General features: G+C 42.9%; 20 protein-coding genes, 1 tRNA gene and 1 pseudogene. 15 read left to right on the top strand and 7 right to left on the bottom strand.

Annotated elements, in window-relative coordinates; genetic code table 11:
- Positions 1–32: 32 nt before the first annotated feature.
- Entirely contained in the window at positions 33–845 is an 813-nt protein-coding gene (locus K2Q13_RS00200; protein ID WP_292918627.1) for an NYN domain-containing protein, read from the top strand.
- A 164-nt stretch (positions 846–1009) separates the two neighbouring features.
- On the opposite strand, the gene K2Q13_RS00195 is transcribed toward K2Q13_RS00200, so the two are convergent.
- Positions 1010–1243 carry a hypothetical protein gene (locus tag K2Q13_RS00195; protein ID WP_292918626.1) on the bottom strand — a complete coding sequence of 78 codons (234 nt, stop codon included), beginning with the start codon at positions 1241–1243 and terminating at the stop codon, positions 1010–1012.
- Between the two features lie 262 nt (positions 1244–1505).
- Here K2Q13_RS00195 and K2Q13_RS00190 point away from each other — a divergent pair, with 262 nt between their 5' ends.
- Entirely contained in the window at positions 1506–1916 is a 411-nt protein-coding gene (locus K2Q13_RS00190; RefSeq protein WP_292918625.1) for a hypothetical protein, read from the top strand.
- Complete coding sequence (locus K2Q13_RS00185) at positions 1906–2853, top strand: FRG domain-containing protein (RefSeq protein WP_292918650.1); 948 nt, start codon at positions 1906–1908, stop codon at positions 2851–2853. Before K2Q13_RS00190 ends, K2Q13_RS00185 begins: the two co-directional genes overlap by 11 nt.
- Before the next feature lie 124 nt (positions 2854–2977).
- On the opposite strand, the gene K2Q13_RS00180 is transcribed toward K2Q13_RS00185, so the two are convergent.
- Together K2Q13_RS00180 and K2Q13_RS00175 are read right to left on the bottom strand one after the other, a co-directional pair.
- Positions 2978–3241: a hypothetical protein gene (locus K2Q13_RS00180; RefSeq protein ID WP_292918624.1), complete on the bottom strand. Its 264-nt coding sequence runs from the start codon at positions 3239–3241 to the stop codon at positions 2978–2980.
- Between the two features lie 193 nt (positions 3242–3434).
- A complete protein-coding gene (locus K2Q13_RS00175; protein ID WP_292918623.1) occupies positions 3435–4616 on the bottom strand; it encodes an FAD-dependent oxidoreductase in 1182 nt (393 codons plus the stop codon).
- A 550-nt stretch (positions 4617–5166) separates the two neighbouring features.
- On the opposite strand from K2Q13_RS00175, the gene smbP reads away from it, so the two are divergent.
- Positions 5167–5502, top strand: a complete 336-nt coding sequence (gene smbP, locus K2Q13_RS00170) for a small metal-binding protein SmbP (RefSeq protein WP_292918622.1) — start codon at positions 5167–5169, stop codon at positions 5500–5502.
- 143 nt (positions 5503–5645) lie between these two features.
- On the opposite strand, the gene K2Q13_RS00165 is transcribed toward smbP, so the two are convergent.
- Entirely contained in the window at positions 5646–5843 is a 198-nt protein-coding gene (locus K2Q13_RS00165; protein ID WP_292918621.1) for a hypothetical protein, read from the bottom strand.
- Between the two features lie 183 nt (positions 5844–6026).
- Here K2Q13_RS00165 and K2Q13_RS00160 point away from each other — a divergent pair, with 183 nt between their 5' ends.
- From K2Q13_RS00160 to K2Q13_RS00140, 5 genes and pseudogenes are all read left to right on the top strand, one after another.
- Entirely contained in the window at positions 6027–7028 is a 1002-nt protein-coding gene (locus tag K2Q13_RS00160) for a diacylglycerol kinase family protein (RefSeq protein WP_292918620.1), read from the top strand.
- Positions 7029–7041: 13 nt separating this feature from the next.
- On the top strand, positions 7042–7884 hold the full coding sequence (locus K2Q13_RS00155) for a metallophosphoesterase (RefSeq protein ID WP_292918619.1): 843 nt from the start codon (positions 7042–7044) through the stop codon (positions 7882–7884).
- Positions 7885–8358: 474 nt separating this feature from the next.
- Positions 8359–8589, top strand: a complete 231-nt coding sequence (locus tag K2Q13_RS00150; RefSeq protein ID WP_292918618.1) for a CopG family transcriptional regulator — start codon at positions 8359–8361, stop codon at positions 8587–8589.
- Complete coding sequence (locus K2Q13_RS00145) at positions 8582–8923, top strand: type II toxin-antitoxin system PemK/MazF family toxin (RefSeq protein ID WP_292918617.1); 342 nt, start codon at positions 8582–8584, stop codon at positions 8921–8923. The genes K2Q13_RS00150 and K2Q13_RS00145 overlap by 8 nt, the downstream gene beginning before the upstream one ends.
- A gap of 103 nt (positions 8924–9026) precedes the next feature.
- Positions 9027–9281 (top strand): annotated as a pseudogene (locus tag K2Q13_RS00140) (IS3 family transposase); the annotation flags it as partial.
- A 140-nt stretch (positions 9282–9421) separates the two neighbouring features.
- Here the strand turns inward: K2Q13_RS00140 and K2Q13_RS00135 are convergent.
- From K2Q13_RS00135 to nadB, 3 genes are all read right to left on the bottom strand, one after another.
- A tRNA-Ser gene (locus tag K2Q13_RS00135) sits at positions 9422–9512 on the bottom strand.
- Between the two features lie 90 nt (positions 9513–9602).
- Positions 9603–10070: an MEKHLA domain-containing protein gene (locus K2Q13_RS00130; RefSeq protein ID WP_292918616.1), complete on the bottom strand. Its 468-nt coding sequence runs from the start codon at positions 10068–10070 to the stop codon at positions 9603–9605.
- A 116-nt stretch (positions 10071–10186) separates the two neighbouring features.
- Complete coding sequence (nadB, locus tag K2Q13_RS00125) at positions 10187–11782, bottom strand: L-aspartate oxidase (RefSeq protein ID WP_292918615.1); 1596 nt, start codon at positions 11780–11782, stop codon at positions 10187–10189.
- Positions 11783–12059: 277 nt separating this feature from the next.
- On the opposite strand from nadB, the gene rpoE reads away from it, so the two are divergent.
- From rpoE to K2Q13_RS00095, 6 genes are all read left to right on the top strand, one after another.
- Positions 12060–12659, top strand: coding sequence for an RNA polymerase sigma factor RpoE (gene rpoE, locus K2Q13_RS00120; RefSeq protein WP_292918614.1), 600 nt, complete (start codon positions 12060–12062; stop codon positions 12657–12659).
- 1 nt (position 12660) lies between these two features.
- Complete coding sequence (locus K2Q13_RS00115; RefSeq protein WP_292918613.1) at positions 12661–13218, top strand: sigma-E factor negative regulatory protein; 558 nt, start codon at positions 12661–12663, stop codon at positions 13216–13218.
- Entirely contained in the window at positions 13215–14207 is a 993-nt protein-coding gene (locus K2Q13_RS00110) for a MucB/RseB C-terminal domain-containing protein (protein ID WP_292918612.1), read from the top strand. The genes K2Q13_RS00115 and K2Q13_RS00110 overlap by 4 nt, the downstream gene beginning before the upstream one ends.
- A gap of 201 nt (positions 14208–14408) precedes the next feature.
- A complete protein-coding gene (locus K2Q13_RS00105) occupies positions 14409–15824 on the top strand; it encodes a DegQ family serine endoprotease (RefSeq protein ID WP_292918611.1) in 1416 nt (471 codons plus the stop codon).
- Entirely contained in the window at positions 15805–16098 is a 294-nt protein-coding gene (locus tag K2Q13_RS00100; protein ID WP_365724861.1) for a glutaredoxin family protein, read from the top strand. The genes K2Q13_RS00105 and K2Q13_RS00100 overlap by 20 nt, the downstream gene beginning before the upstream one ends.
- 94 nt (positions 16099–16192) lie before the next feature.
- A partial coding sequence (locus tag K2Q13_RS00095; RefSeq protein WP_292918648.1) for a GTP-binding protein occupies positions 16193–16761 on the top strand: 569 nt, incomplete at its 3' end.

Genomic DNA, 16761 nt, shown 5'->3' with positions numbered 1-16761 from the left:
CCCACTTATATTTTTCTACTATGGGAGTAATTTTGGCCTCTCCACGACAAATTGTGAAAAATGAAACCGAAGAACCAACCTTGCGATTGGCGGTGTTGATTGATGCCGATAATGCTCAGGCCGCCGTTATCGAAGCGTTGCTTGCTGAAATTGCGCGTTTCGGGGAAGCAACGGTCAAGCGTATTTATGGTGATTTCACATCCCCAGCGAGCGTATCCTGGAAGAAAGTGCTGCAAAAATATGCGATCAAGCCGGTGCAACAGTTTGCCTATACCACCGGAAAGAATGCGACAGATAGCGCATTGATCATTGATGCGATGGATCTCCTCTATACCAATAAATTTGATGGGTTTTGTCTGATCACCAGCGACAGTGACTTTACCGGTCTTGCCATGCGGTTGCGCGAAGAGGGGCTTACGGTACTTGGATTTGGCGAAAAGAAAACACCGGATGCCTTTCGCAATGCGTGTAACAAGTTTGTATTCACCGAAATTCTGCGTTCCAGCCGAATCACTGAATCGGACCCATCGCCACCCGAAGTGAAGACGAGAAAGAGATCTACCAAAGCCAAAACCGCCACTAAAACAGTAGAGCAAAAACCGCAATTTCCCGAAGAATTTGTTTTGACCGCACTGGAGCAATCCGTTGATGATACCGGGTGGGCCAATCTGAGCGTGTTTGGAAGTTATCTGACCAAGCTGCAACCCGACTTTGATTCGAGACTGTATGGCTACAAAAAACTCTCCGATCTCGTCAAAGATAAAAAGGATCTTTTTGAAATCGAAGAACGGCAAACATCGGCATCAAATCGGACAACCCTTTATCTGCGTGCTAGAACGCAATAAATTCACCAGTAATCAGGCAGACATATTTATCGGCGTTTTGCACGGTCAACGATTTGGCGGTTGCTTGATGCGCTGATAAAGTGATTCTGCGGCTTCATACTGGTTTGTTTGTTGTGTTTCGTGGATTGCCAGTACATCGGGAACAGTCAGGTACTCTTTCAACGTTATTTAGCTAATTCATGATAGAGCTGATCAAATTCATTTAAGCTTTGCGTGAAAGCATCCATTGCTTGACGACGAGGCAGACCTTTTCCTTTACGTTCGATATATTCCCGCAGGGCTTCATCAAGTATTATTTCTTGAATAGGACGCCCCTCAGATTCCGCAATTTTTCGCAGTGGAGTAAGGACTTCTGGTGCAGCTTGAGAAGAAAATTTTTCGTGGTCAGTGTTTGGCATGAAATATCAGCATATCACGATGTTTTTGAGAATTTTATGATACGCTAAAGATTGTTTTTTTAGCAATGTATTTGTAGCCCATCGTGTTACTTGAGCGTGGGTAACTAAATGGTGTATTCATTATATTTATTGGGGCTTTTCTATTCTAAAGCCACATAAAAAATATAGATTTAGGAAAACTTAGCCAAGTTATATGACATTCCGTTCCAGATTATGAGACATTTTTGTCGTATATATTACGTTAAGAGTTAAGGAGAGTCGCATGAGACGATCACCCACTGATAAAGAGATACTACAAAAGATTCATGATCGTTATCTCGATGAATTCGGGAGATTCAACAAGGACGATCCAGAACCTGAGCGGGACTCAAAAGTCTATGTGCCGATAGACTGCAAGGCCATAGCTAGCGAACTAGGGGTTGATCCTGATATCGTATTTGGGCGTCTTTACTATCATCTCGATAAAAAATATGGGTATACACAGGAGGATGGCGGGAAGGTTCATCTGTTCAGCCTCAAGGTAGGAAAAGACAAACACGCTGTTAACTTTCCATTGCTCTCCGCGGTATTAGCTGAGCTCCATCAGTCTTGGTTTCGTTTTACAGCGCCACTCGTAATTTCAGGAATAGCCTTAGTGATTTCAATCATAGGTATTGCCTGCAATGTCTCTTAACAAGGCGTCCCAGGCGACGCCAAAAAGCGACGCGCCTGAGTCATTAGAACAAGACGAAACTAAGATTGGTAGTGTTCGAACGCTGCTCGGGAAATTGGAGTCTCTTGCACAAGACCCTGATTACGAATACTATTATCGTGGTCATTCGAATAAGAAATTCGAGCTAGTTCCTTCTGTCTACCGAAATTCTGGTTGGATCAGTAACGAGCACAGAATGTTCAGAGAGTTGATCCTACGCTGTCCGGATGATTTCCGCGAGCTAGAAACCACATTTCAGAAACTCGTAAAAATGCAGCATTATACTCTACCCACTCGCTTACTAGACATTACTGGAAATCCATTAATAGCTCTTCTTTTTGCATGTAAGGATGAAGTGGATAAAGACGGAGAAAAGGACAAAGGAAAAAATGCAGATGGCGAGGTAATTATTTTTCGACTACCAAAGAAAGAAATCAAATACTTTGATAGTGACACGGTGAGTGCAATTTCAAATATCAGCAAGCAGCCTTTTGAGTTTGAGTTTGTTGTTAGGCCTGAGGAAACTCCAGAAGAATTTTCAAACCAAGAGCCGGTCAAATTGTTAGTTCATGAAATACGCCAAGAAAGGTCGTTATTTGAACCAAAGATCAAATCAGAACACCTCCGCTCAGTGATCTGTGTAAAACCATTGCTGGATAACCCGAGAATTATGAGGCAGGATGGCGCATTTTTCTTGTTTGGCGTCAACGGCAAAAAGTCAGAATCTGCTCGAATTCCAGCTTCGTACATACTCAAGCCGGAAAATCTTAGTCTGGCCGTAAATGCCACAGATAAAAAGAAAATGCGAGAGCAGCTAGCAGCTTTGGGAATTAGTGAGGGAAAGATTTACCCTGAAATTGATTCAGTGGCCTCATATGTCAAGAGTTCCTTTGAAGTGAAGGCTAACAATAACATCTAGCGGACGCATAAAACGCGCCGTTGATTTAAGCTTTGGTTGCATATATACATGAGAGATATCAAACTGAAATCTTATAAACCAGTTACCATATTTATCCGCTTTGGTGAGACAAACATTGTTAGAACTAATTTTTATCCTGCTTCTGAGGAATATATCGTCCATAAATCTTTCTGATTTGCCCCCAATCCTTATGCCCCATTTGCTGAGCTACCCACATGGGATTTTCACCTCTTGAAAGCAGGGTAGAGGTGAAAGTGTGACGGGTTTGGTAGGGATTGTGGTATTTAAAGTCAGCTCTTTTCAATGCCGATATCCAAACATTTTTTCGAATGCCCTGATCGCCGTTTCCACGGCTTGTTATGGCGTAGGTCATGAAAAATAGTTTCATTGAATTTTATCGTGCAGCTCTGCTGGCTAAGTAAGGCTACTTTGGCTTGTGGTTGCAGCGTAACTGTACGCTCTCCTGATTTGATTTTTTTGTACCTTTCAAATGATTTCTGCATAGTCTAATTCTGCCGGCAGTATTCCAAGATATTGCTTTCACAGGGCTGCTTTACGCGATGGAAAAACCGAAACGGCGATTAGTCCGTTATTTTTCCTTCTAGCGTCGCGCGGGAGTGAGTGGCTTTTTCTGCAATTAACCGAGTGGCGGCGTCAATCTGACCCCAGGTGTTCCAGAGCAGGACACCGCGCACCTGATCATTGCGTAAATAATAAATGACGCCTTTGCGGAACGGCTCCTTCCAGTCTTCGATAATGTCGAGACTTGCATCCAGTTCTCCCACTGCTTCGTAACCCAGGTCAAACAGGTCAGAATAAAAGAAAGGCTGGTGACGATAGGTATCCGACTGTCCGGCCATGTTCCGACCTGCCATTTCTCCCATGACGTTCGAATTGTCCTCATGTTCCACGCGCATGCGTTTATCCAGCACTGCGCTATGGAAGTTCGCCACATCGCCTGCCGCGTAGATATCGGGATTGCTCGTGCGCAGTTGTTCGTCCACTATAATGCCGTTGTCTATTGCAAGTCCGGCTTGTGCGGCCAATTCGGTATTAGGCTGAATGCCCAGCCCAGCCACAACTCCATCTGCGGAAATTTCCGTGCCGTTTTTCGTGGTCACAATGGTCTTGCCGCCAGCGGCAGTTCGCACGGACTTGACGGTTTCAGATGCGAGTATGGTGACTCCCTTCTCGCGGTAATAGGAATTTATGAACTCAGCCAGAGGCTGTGGATAAACGCGTGCACCGATACCATTTTCCGGAAAAATCATCGTGACCCGCTGGTTGTTCATGGCCAGTGCCGCGCTGATTTCGGAGCCGATGAAGCCTCCGCCGATCACGACAAAATCCGGACCTTGTTCACTCAATTCACGCAGCTTGCAATAGTCGTCGGCGGTTCTAAAGTAGATGATGTTCTTGTCTGAATCCGGCAAGCGCCGCACGGAACCTCCTGTGGCTAGCAACAGCTTTTCATAGGTGTACACGTTGCCTACATCATCTGTCGCGGTTTTTTGGGATGGATCCAGTGCCACAATTTTTTTGCCCACGTGTGCTGCGACATTGAGTCCTTCGGCATCACGCCAAATGGATTCATACGGCGTATCCTTCCACAACGATTTAGAAAGGGGTGGACGATCATAAGGCAGATGGCGTTCCTCGCAAATCATGGCGATGGCGCCTTCCTGGTCAATTTTACGGATACCGCGAACAGCGGAGTCGGCAGCCATGCCGCCGCCAACGATAAGGTATTTATGGTGTTTCATGATAGGCCTCTCCTTTATCAACAAGCATCAAGCGCATACGTAGAGTTATTCAAATTATAACGTGATCTGACTGGCAGGCGTTATGTTTATGTCTTGTCTGTTGGTGCTTGCAGTAATGTATGGGTGATCGTTTATGCCACTTTGAGTGATCATTGACTTTGATGAAACGGGGGCTTAACAGGCCGTTGAAAAACTATCTGCATTGCTGCTGCGGTGTTAAAAACAGGCTCAAAATGATCATTTATTATGCATAAACTGCGCTTTTTCACCTGTTTTTGCCTTGCATCAGCTGCTTCGAAAACTTTTTTCAACGGCCTGTTAAAGAATTGCCGGTATTCTCCGGCGGCTATCGCGATTCAAAGGGCAATTGGATGGAATTATTAATGGATTTGATCAGGGCTCGGAATAATTATTACTCGTCACTTTTTCGAGGCCTACTAGATATCTTTGTTCGCTATCGTACAGACCAATCTTTCTTAAAAATATATACATATAAAGGAGCGGTGATGGCCATCATCGCTTTAAATTATAATTAATTGGAGAGTTAAATATGAAAACTATTACATTATTCACAGGTTTTTTGCTTATGGCTTTTTTATCTTTGGGGACACTGGCGGCATCTAGTAATTTAGATCAAGCAATCCAGCATGCCGAAGCTGCGATGAAGTCTGAGAAAGGGAAATCGATTGCTAAACATGCAGCAGAAGCAAAAATATATGCAAATGCGTCAAAAGGTGATTCGGATAGAGTAATTAACCGTGAACACCTTGATGAAGGCATTAAATGCTTGTCTGATGCTATCAAGGAAGGCGAGAACGATGATGTCAAGGCAGCACAGAAATCTGCAAAAGATGCAGTGGGACATTTTAAGCAAGCTGCAAATTAATAAAAGCACTTTAGTATCTTAACTCCAGATTTTTTATCAGAAATTTTTCTAATGGGAAATCTGGGTTAAAAGATAGCCTGTGAATCTCACTGTTTTTTCATAGTAGTGCACTAACAGTAGACGAATTCAAGTAATAACTGAGATCAAGAACAAGCGGGAATGGCATTCATTGGTCTGAAATCCTTGGCCCAGGACATCGACGCCGGCGCTGATGAGAGTCGGTTCAACTTTTTACTGTGTCTGGTGCTATCGTTAAATTCAAGCGCGTGATTGCCCACACCTGCGAGTGCATCTGTGCAGGGCTTGATGCGGCGCAGCATCTTGATGTGTCGACTCTTCACGCTCTACTGCTACTAGCCTGCTGCCCGCCAGGTGGCATCAAATATGATTTTTTAACAGAAACTCTATAGATCGTCTAATTGTTGCTTTGCTCTCAATGGAGTTAATATAGCTAATGTCACTCGTCATACCCATTAAACAATTCAAAACCAATACGAAATATTGTTACTAAGGAGTAAGATCGCATGTTGACGACGACACCAGTGCCTGATGCAGAACAGCATTATAAAAGTGTTGCGAATCCCATTAACGTTGATCCTTCAGCGCCACTTTTCATAGTGCTTAATGCGTCATCGGGTAGTGAGGAGGCTGTCACTGCTCGTGATATTATCGAGGCTGAGCTGAACCAGGCAGGTCGTGAATTCGAGTTGTTCATGGTAACCCGTTCCGAGACTATCACAGACGTGGCGCGAGACACTGTTCGTCGCGCACGTGAACGCAACGGGATAGTAGTTGCCGCTGGCGGCGACGGAACTATTAATGCCATGGTACAAGCCACCATAGGTAGCTGTTGCCCTTTTGGTGTGATCGCGCAAGGCACCTTTAATTATTTCGGGCGGACACATAACCTACCAGAAGACACAGCCGCAGCTACCAGGATGTTGTTAGGCACGCTGGCCTATCCTATACAAGTCGGGTTTGTCAATGAGCGTGTATTTTTGGTTAATGCCAGTTTAGGACTCTATCCGCAATTACTTGAAGATCGTGAGACTTATAAGCGAAAGCTCGGTCGCAATCGCTGGGTGGCATGGGTGTCAGGTCTTTATACAGTGCTACGTTACCATCGCCAGTTAGCGCTAACGATTGAGCACCAGGGAAAAGTCAGCACACTCTATACACCGACGCTGTTCGTCGGTAATAACCGGTTACAACTGGAACAGATCGGTATTGAAGAAGCATCCAAAACTGATAATGGTGAACTTACCGCAATCGCGATCCGTCCGATTAACACGCTAACGATGATCGGGCTGGGTTTTCGTGGCGCATTGGGGCAGCTCGGAGATGCCGATCATGTAATGAGTTTTTCGTTCAAGAGTCTTTTAGTCAAACCGGCGCGATTTTTTGGGAAAAAGCTTATCAAAGTTGCAACCGACGGTGAAATTACTCAGTTACGCATGCCGCTTGAGTTTCGCGTTGCCGATCAGGCGCTCTATCTTCTGAAGCCTGCGCCAGCCGCAAAAAAATAATTGTAGTTTATTCATGGCGATGCTTTGGCAAATCTCAGATCTACACTTTGGAACTGAACGGCCAGAAGTTGTGTCCGCGCTGGAAACCTTGATACGCTCAATGCCGCCCGAGTTGGTGGTATTGTCCGGAGACATTACGCAACGTGCGCGGCGCGTGCAATTTCAAGCTGCGCGGTCGTTTGTGGATCGATTGGACGCGCCAGCCACCCTCATCATTCCTGGGAATCACGACATTCCACTATATAATCTGGTCGGTCGTCTAATAGATCCTTATGCCAACCATTGCCGCAGCTTTGGCCCAGAGCTCGAGCCGGTATACGATTCGCAAACTTTGCTGGTTATTGGCGTAAATACGACACGGCGTTGGCGTCATGTCGATGGCGAGGTTTCAGCAAGTCAACGCGAGCGTGTGGCTCAACGTCTCAGCCGTGCCTCTGAGGAGCAATTATGCATCGTCGTTACGCATCAACCGGTGGCTGTAACATCTAAAGAAGATATAACCAACTTACTGCATGGACACGAAGCTGCAATATACGACTGGTCTAGTGCCGGCGCTGATCTGATATTGGGTGGGCATATTCATCTACCCTTTGTGTTACCTTTACACAAGCGCTTTAATAACCTGCTGCGCCATGTATGGGTAGCACAGGCCGGAACTGCAGTGTCTTCTCGCATTCGCAGAGGCGCAAATAATTCGGTCAATTTGATTCGTACTACCGGCAAACTGAATAAAACTCGCACAGCTATGATAGAACGCTGGGATTACAATGATGCAACACGGAGATTTGGTCTCAAGTGCACACATTCTTTGCTGCTCAGTTCTAGGCACTTATGCAATGGCACTAAAATAGTTTGAGACCTTACTAGAATCTAAATGGGTGCTATTTTTAAGATGTTGGCTAGGTTGTAGATTAAGAGCTGAATATTAACATAACTAAATGATTGTATTGTATAAATTATGGATAAGGCGGGATTCGAGCCCGCAGTTTAAATTAATAATGCAATATTTATCAATCAGTTATAATTTCCATGTTGCCCAACCTATCAGCATAAGTTGGCATAGTTTAGACAACATTTAGGGCAACATCTTTTTGTGATTAACAGAGGGTTTTCGGTTTATCTGTTCCATATAAAATACCCCGCCACAAGCAGCGGGGTATTTTAACTGCAGATCCCAAATCTGCTAACTTTCAGCCAGCTTACGCCCCAGGGGACGAGTAATTAACCTCCTAGGGATTAAAAATTACTTACCCTGACGCAATAGATTGCTGGACTATTAGCATATTTATTCGTATGATCATTATTAATACTATGCGGTATGATAAATGCTATGACACATAGAACGACAATTACTCTTGAAGATGAAACTTTTGCATTTTTGAATAGCGTTGCGGGCGATAATCGCAGTGCGTATATTAATCAGCTCCTAATGCAGGAGCGTAAAAAATTCCTCAAAGAAGCGTTACTGAAAGCTAATCAGGAAGAGGCAGAAGATAAGAACTATCAGGAAGAATTGCAGGCATGGGATAGCGCATTATCTGATGGCTTAGCTAATGACTGATTTCAAACAATTAGACATTTACTGGGTTGAGCTTGAACCGACCAAAGGTGCAGAAACAAAAAAGCTGAGACCCTGTGTAATTATTCAAAGTGATCTTGTTAATGTAAAATCAAGAACACTAATTGTTGCACCTTTACTTCCGCAACATAAATCATGGCCTTTTGCGGTAAATTTGATACCTACAGAAGAAAATGCGCTGGATAAAGATCGCCATATTAATCTTAAGCAACTGCGTGTTATTGATATTTCGCGTATTGGAAAAAAACAAGGGCAGCTTGAACGTCAATATATCAACAATATCAAAGATGCTTTGATTATCGTGTTTGACTTATGAACTAGATGGTACTTTCAGATTGGTGCTGCCAACTATGTATCCAGTAGATAATAGCAAGGTAGCAAGGTGGATATCCCGTTAGTTCATGCAAATTAAATCTTTAATACAACGATTTAGCATGATCGCTTCCATGAGTCGCAAAGGTGACTGCTATGATAACGCGCCGATAGAAAGTTGGGGGATACTTAAAACCGAGCTGGTGCATCATAGAAGATTCAAAACACGACAACAAGCCATTCAGGAGATTACCGAATATATAGAAATATTCTATAACCGGCAGAGAAGACAGAAAAGGCTGGGCTATTGGTCACCAGCACAATTTACGCAGCGATACTATGCAAATTTGCTTGTTGCTTAAACCGATGGACTCCATTTTTGACAGCACACATCAATTGGCTTCTAGCGGATTATTCTGGATTGCTACGGAGCGGAATAGTTTGTAAAATAGCTTTCTGATTATGTTTTATGGATAACTCTGGATTTGTGCGGATGTGCAAATGGCGGAGAAGGCGGGATTCGAACCCGCGGTACGGAATTACCGTACACACGCTTTCCAAGCGTGCGCCTTAAGCCACTCGGCCACTTCTCCAGGCTACTGATAAGCAGGGGGCAAAGAATAAACCAGTTCGTGGTTTCGGGCAAATTTGTTTTACGCTGAATAGGTTTGAAAAAATTGAATTCAGTCCAAGTGTTTCCAACTAGAAAACGTAGCGCCTTGTCCAATTGTTGTGCCGTCAGGTCTGTGGATATTCCAAATGGTGGCTTGCTCAACCAGAAAACGTTTTCCTGTGCTGGAAATTCTTATGCCGCGATAATCGGAAATATAACCTTGAGTTTTGGCTTGTTCTAGCATGCGTGAACGTTCTTCACGGTTGGGTGGTTCGGCTGTGAGGCGCGAGGGCGTTTGTGTGAATTGCTGCCAGTTCATCATCCATAAATTGAGAGCCTCTTGATTGCCGTAATTTAATATGGGATCGTCTTCCGTGCCATGAGATGCCACGACAAACGCACTATTGAATAATTGCTCGGTTTGTTGAAGTGGCGTACCGGTGCGTTTGATCAGTTCCAGCTTGATCCAGTGTGTGTAACTGTCGAGTAAGTATTGGCACCATTCGACAACGCTTGGGTTGCTCCAGTGGGTTTGCATTGCTCGGTGAAGGGATGTTGTGATTAAGAAGGTTATGAGTGTAACGCACGTGATTGCAGGCTGACAACTGTACACGTTGATTCAGGCTAACGTTTTTGGTGTTTGTTGGGAGTGACTTAATTTTCTTTTCTTAGCACAGTGTTTTTTGTCTGTGGCAGTGTGTCGGGATAATCCTTGCTATAGTGTAATCCGCGGCTTTCGTGACGCAGCAATGCACACTGCACAATTAAATCGGCGCTATCGACTAGATTGCGTAATTCCAGTAGATCGCTGGTAACACGGAAGTTGGTGTAGTACTCATTGATTTCTTCGCGTAATAGTTCAATTCTGTGCTGCGCACGTTGCAGCCGTTTGGTGGTTCGCACAATGCCGACATAATTCCACATAAAACGGCGCAATTCATCCCAATTGTGTGCAATCACAACTTCTTCGTCAGCGTCTGTGACTCGACTTTCATCCCAATCCGGAAGTTTTGGCAATTCATTTGTGGGTTGATTAATGATGTCACTTCCTGCAGCCTGGGCTAACACTAGGCATTCCAATAGCGAATTGCTGGCTAAACGGTTGGCGCCATGTAATCCGGTGTGTGCGGTTTCTCCGATGGCGTATAGGTTGTTCAAATCGGTTTTGCCATGTTTATCGGTGATCACCCCGCCACAAGTATAGTGAGCAGCAGGAACTACGGGGATCGGTTCTTTAGTAATATCGATACCCAATTCCAAACAGCGGGCATAAATGGTTGGGAAATGCTCTTTTAAGAAATTGGCAGGCTTATGAGATATATCTAAATAAACGCAATCCAAACCCCTTTTCTTCATTTCAAAGTCGATGGCACGAGCCACAATATCACGTGGGGCAAGCTCGGCACGTTGATCGTGCCATGACATGAAACGTTCGCCATTGGGAAGCTTTAATAAACCACCTTCGCCACGAACGACTTCGCTGATTAAAAATGATTTTGCGTGAGGATGATAGAGACAGGTAGGGTGGAATTGAATGAATTCCATATTGGCAATTCGACAGCCCGCCCGCCAGCCCATTGCGATGCCATCACCGGTGGCTGTGTCGGGGTTGGTCGTGTAGAGATAAACTTTGCTGGCCCCGCCGGTTGCCAGTACGGTATTTTGTGCCGCAAAGCTTAGTACTTCATCTTTCTTCTTGTCAAGAATGTATGCGCCAACACATTGTTTGTTTCGGTTTTTTGTGCAACCGGATAATTTATCATCGGTTATTAGATCAATAGCGATATGATGCTCTAAAACAGTAATATTCGGGTGCGATCGTATTTTTTGAATTAGGGCTTGTTGTACGGCTTTGCCAGTGGCGTCGCCACTATGAATGATGCGCCGCCTGCTATGGCCTCCTTCTCGAGTCAGATGATAGCCCGTTTCACTTGTTTGGTCGCTGGTAAAGTTCACACCTTGACTGATCAGCCAATGAATCGCATCAGTTGCATTCTCGATGATGAATTTTGTGATGTTTTCATCACATAAACCGGCTCCGGCAATCAAGGTGTCTTGGACGTGTTGCGATGGAGAGTCATCATTTGATAGCGCTGCTGCTATGCCGCCTTGTGCCCATGAACTGGCTCCTGATTCGGAGGCTTGTTTAGTCACAATACAAATTTTCTTGTATTGTGCTAAGTGCAGCGCCAGTGAAAATCCGGCTAATCCGCTACCGAGAATGAGCGTATCGTAGTTGTTGTTAGTCATTAAATGAGTCTTTGTTTATTATGATTAGTAGGTTGAATAATAACAGACTCAGAATGCCTTAACCTGGATACATTTAGTTTGGTTTCATTGATTATGCACTATTTAAATAGTGAACTAATCAGTAGGGTTAAGTGTCATTAACACGATAGGCATAGAATTACATAGTTCCCGAGATTCATTTGGATAGGTATACTTGTTCATTTGTGTCATTATGGTATCTATAATGGAACAAGAATAAGGGTAACAATTCATTCAATATGCTCAGGGATCAAGTTGTATGAGTGATCGGGAGATCGATCAACAATTAGTAGAACGAGTTCAAGGCGGAGATAAGCATGCATTTGATCTACTAGTCATTAAGTATCAACGCAAGCTGGCTCGTTTATTGTCACAATTTATACGCGATTCCGCTGAAGTTGAGGATGTTACGCAGGAAGCTTTTATTAAAGCATATCGGGCGTTACCATCGTTTCGTGGAGATAGTGCTTTCTATACGTGGCTATATCGCATTGGCATTAATACTGCGAAAAATTTTTTGGTATCTCAAGGGCGGAAATTGCCAACCTTGCAAGGTTATGATAACCAAGATGCCGAAGACTTTGAGGATAGTGGGCTACTGAAGGAAATGAATACGCCTGAGAGTGAACTGATGAGTCAGGAAATTGCTCAAACGGTGAATAAGACATTAGATTCATTGCCGGAAGAGTTACGTACGGCAATCGTATTAAGAGAAATTGATGGGCTTAGTTATGAAGAAATTGCCAATATTATGAATTGTCCTATCGGGACTGTACGTTCACGAATATTTCGTGCGCGTGAAGCGATTTCAGAACAATTACGCCCTTTGTTAGGGACAAGTAAAGATAAGAGGTGGTAATGTGAAAAGTAAAGTATCTGCATTGATGGATGGTGAACTTGATCAACAGGATGTTACCAATGTCATTGAAGCCATCAGAAAAAATGATGACTTACATGAGGAATGGAAAACTTATCATTTGATTGGCGATACGCTCCGAAAGTCATCCCAGTTATCCATAAATATCTCCTCCAGTGTCAGTCAAAAATTAATATCCGAACCTACAGTACTTTTCCCCAATGTAATCAGCGTAACAAGCGCAATCAGAAAACAGAAGCATAAAGTATTTTCGTTTGCAGTGGCTGCTTCTGTTGTTGTAATGATTTCTGCGGGGCTAATTATGAATAATTTATATAAGCCGCAGCAAATAACGATTGCTGAGCAATCGAATCAGGAAAATAACTTGAAAATTGCGCCCGTTATGGTTTCATCGCCGCATATAATTCATAATTACTCACATCCGCCAGTTGAAATCAATGATTATTTGTTCGTGCATAGAGAATTCTCTCCGGGAATTACAATGCGCGGACAAGCAGGCAATATTCATAACGTTGAATATCACGAAAGATATAGTAGATGATTAGTCGCAGTATTATTTCGTTGTTATGTTTTTTAGTATTTGGTTTTCAAGTTGCAGTTGCGCAGGAGTTACCCAGTTCGTCTGAAGGCGCACTTGATTGGTTGAAAAAAATGGCCGAAGCTCCTCGTCGGCATAACTATTCCGGAACATTCATTTATTATGCAGATAATCACATAGAAGCCTCACGCATCGTTCATAAGACTGATCACGCGGGTGAACATGAAAGGATTGAAGTTTTGGATGGGCCGCCACGAATAGTTTTTCGCACTAACGATGAAATGAAATGTTATCTGCCAGAAAGCAAAAGAATATACACTGAGAAACGTTGGTTTCGTAAATTCTTCCCCGACATTCTTCCGCAACCGTTTGGTAATCTTGATGAGAATTATTACATCAAAGAAGTCAATCGTGAGCGCATAATTGATCATGAGTGTCAGGTTATTTCTTTGATACCAAGAGATTCATTACGTTATGGTTATCAATTCTGGATAGATGTCAGAACAGGTCTACTCTTAAAAAATGCTATCACGGATGGTGACGAGATTATTGAACAGTTTGCATTTGCACAACTGGAGATTGACGGAGAAATTCAACCCGATTTATTGAAACCTAGTTCATTCATGACTCAAAATAAAAATGAATGGAAAGTAACTAATTTATTGACTTCTGTCATCAACCAAGGTGAATTAAAATGGCAGGTTAATAATTTGCCACCAGGTTTTAGAAAATTAATTGAAATGAAGCGTAATCTGACTGAGAAGCCTGTGTTTGTGGATCATATTGCCCTATCTGACGGGCTTGCAACCGTATCTGTTTTTATTGAGCCTATTGCAGATGATGTGCCAACGCCTGTGTCGGGTTTCTTTACGGGGCGCGGTGCTATCAATATCTATGTGCGCGTGCTGGAGGGCAATCAAATAACTACAGTAGGTGAAGCGCCATTGGAAACCATTAAACTAATAGGCGACTCTGTTATTAAGCTTAATTAAGTTATTACTGGTTGGAGCCTATTGTACTTTTTCTTTTCAGAAATATGGCAGCAATAGATGAGAAATTATTTTATTATTCATATAATCACTATTTAAATTCATGGCTTAAATCTGAATAGCGATTACTCCGCAAAATTTTGATCGTTAGTCATGCATATATGCATTTATTTATTATATAAGCGTACAGTAAGGATAAGAAGCATGTTTCAATTAATGATAGTTCCTTTTGTTTTATTTTTATCGGTAAACTTTGCTCAAGCTACCACACTACCGAATTTTACCGGATTAGTTGAAAAACATGGTGTTGCAGTAGTGAATATCAGTGCTGTGCAAAGTTCGAATATGATGAATAACCAGATAATTCCTGAAATACCAGGAATTCCAGAAAACTCACCATTTTATGATTTTTTTAAAAGGCATATTCAACCTTTCCCCGGGCCAAGAAAATCCGAACCTAAATCACTAGGATCGGGCTTTATTATTAGTTCTGATGGCTATATTCTGACAAATGCGCATGTGGTTGAAACCGCCGATGAGATAACAGTGAAGCTGAATGATAAACGAGAATTTGTCGCTGAAATTATTGGTACCGATCGTAAAACCGATATCGCGTTAATTAAAATCAATGCCACTGATTTGCCTGAAGTCACACAAGGGGATCCAGAAAATCTTAAAGTAGGTGAATGGGTGATTGCGATCGGCTCTCCATTCGGTTTTGAACATAGTGTCACTGCAGGCATTGTGAGTGCTAAAGGGCGTTCTTTGGCACAGGAAAATTATGTCCCATTTATACAGACGGATGTCGCAATTAATCCAGGAAATTCAGGTGGGCCTTTGTTTAACATGAAAGGAGAAGTCGTCGGTATTAATTCTCAAATTTATAGCCGTACGGGCGGATTCATGGGGTTGTCTTTTGCCATACCGATCAATGTTGCCACTGAAATTGCTGATCAGCTAAAGATTAGCGGCAAAGTAAGTCGAGGAAGAATTGGCGTTATGATTCAAGAGGTAACCAAAGAACTGGCTGATTCTTTTGGATTGACGGATAGTAAAGGAGCATTAGTTGTTTCGATTGAGAAAGAGGGTCCTGCGGAAAAAGCGGGGGTTCAAGCACGCGATATTATTCTGAAGTTTGATGATAAGGAAGTTTTAACATCTTCAGATTTACCCCGTATAGTTGGCAATACCAAACCAGGATCAAAAGCAACAATTCAAGTTTGGCGGGATGGTACGTTAAAGACCGTTAAGGTCGAAGTTGGAGAAACGCCTTCTGATGAGACGTCAGAAAATAGAAAACTCAAGCAGAGTAAAAAACCGGATACCACAAATCGTCTTGGGTTGGCATTAAGTGAGATTACTGATGAGCAGAAGAAACAGCTGGAGATTGCCAATGGCTTACTGGTAGAAGACATTCAACCTGGCATTGCCAGTAGTTCAGGAATTCGCATTGGCGATATTATCCTTGGATTTAACAGTAAAGATGTAAAAAGCGTTGTGCAATTTAATGGACTGCTTAATCAAGTTAAGAGTGGAAAAAATATTGCTTTACTTGTGAAACGGGGAGATATCACAACTTTCATTACAATGAAACTCTCCGATGATGATAAAGAAAATTGAGCTTTATCCATTTCCTTCCGATCAAATACGAGAACTGATCATCTATGGCCGTGAAGACTGCCATCTTTGCCAAGATATGATGCTTGCTCTGCAGCGTTTGCAGCAGCAAGTATCATTTGATTTCAAGGTTGTTGATATTGATTCCGATCCAGAACTGGCTAAACGTTATGGAGAGAGAATTCCAGTGTTGATGTCGCCGCTGACCAATCAGGAGATTTGCCATTATTTTCTCGATTTGGCAGCTTTAGATGATTATCTTGGTAAATTTCGTTAGAATGCTGCCTCTTTAATGGCCAATAATATTTCTGTTTCCAGCCTGGCTGCGTGATTTTTAAGATTGCTGGAAATATACTCTTTATATTTTATATCTGATGCAGCATATCCGTAATTTCTCCATCATCGCTCATATTGATCACGGCAAATCAACGCTAGCGGATCGTATTATTCATCTGTGCGGTGGTTTATCCGACCGAGAAATGGAAGCACAAGTATTAGATTCTATGGATCTGGAGCGTGAAAGAGGCATTACTATCAAAGCCCAAACAGCAGCTTTACGCTACAAAGCAAGGAATGGTGAAACATACTTATTGAATTTAATTGATACACCAGGGCATGTTGACTTTTCTTATGAAGTTTCGCGTTCTTTAGCCGCCTGTGAAGGTGCACTTTTGGTAGTTGATGCTTCACAGGGTGTTGAAGCGCAAACTGTCGCGAATTGTTATACAGCGATCGAGCAAGGTGTTGAGGTTATTCCGGTTTTAAACAAAATTGATCTCCCGGCTTCAGATCCGATACGTGTCATCAGCAACATTGAAGAAGTAATAGGAATTGATGCACAAGATGCGATTAAAATTAGTGCAAAAACAGGAGAAGGTGTAGAAGATGTTTTAGAAGCTTTGATCGCTAAAATTCCTGAACCGAAAGGCGATCCGAATGC

Source organism: Nitrosomonas sp. (genome assembly GCF_019752095.1).
Lineage (GTDB): Bacteria > Pseudomonadota > Gammaproteobacteria > Burkholderiales > Nitrosomonadaceae > Nitrosomonas.
This window is presented reverse-complemented; position numbering and strand designations above follow the sequence as displayed.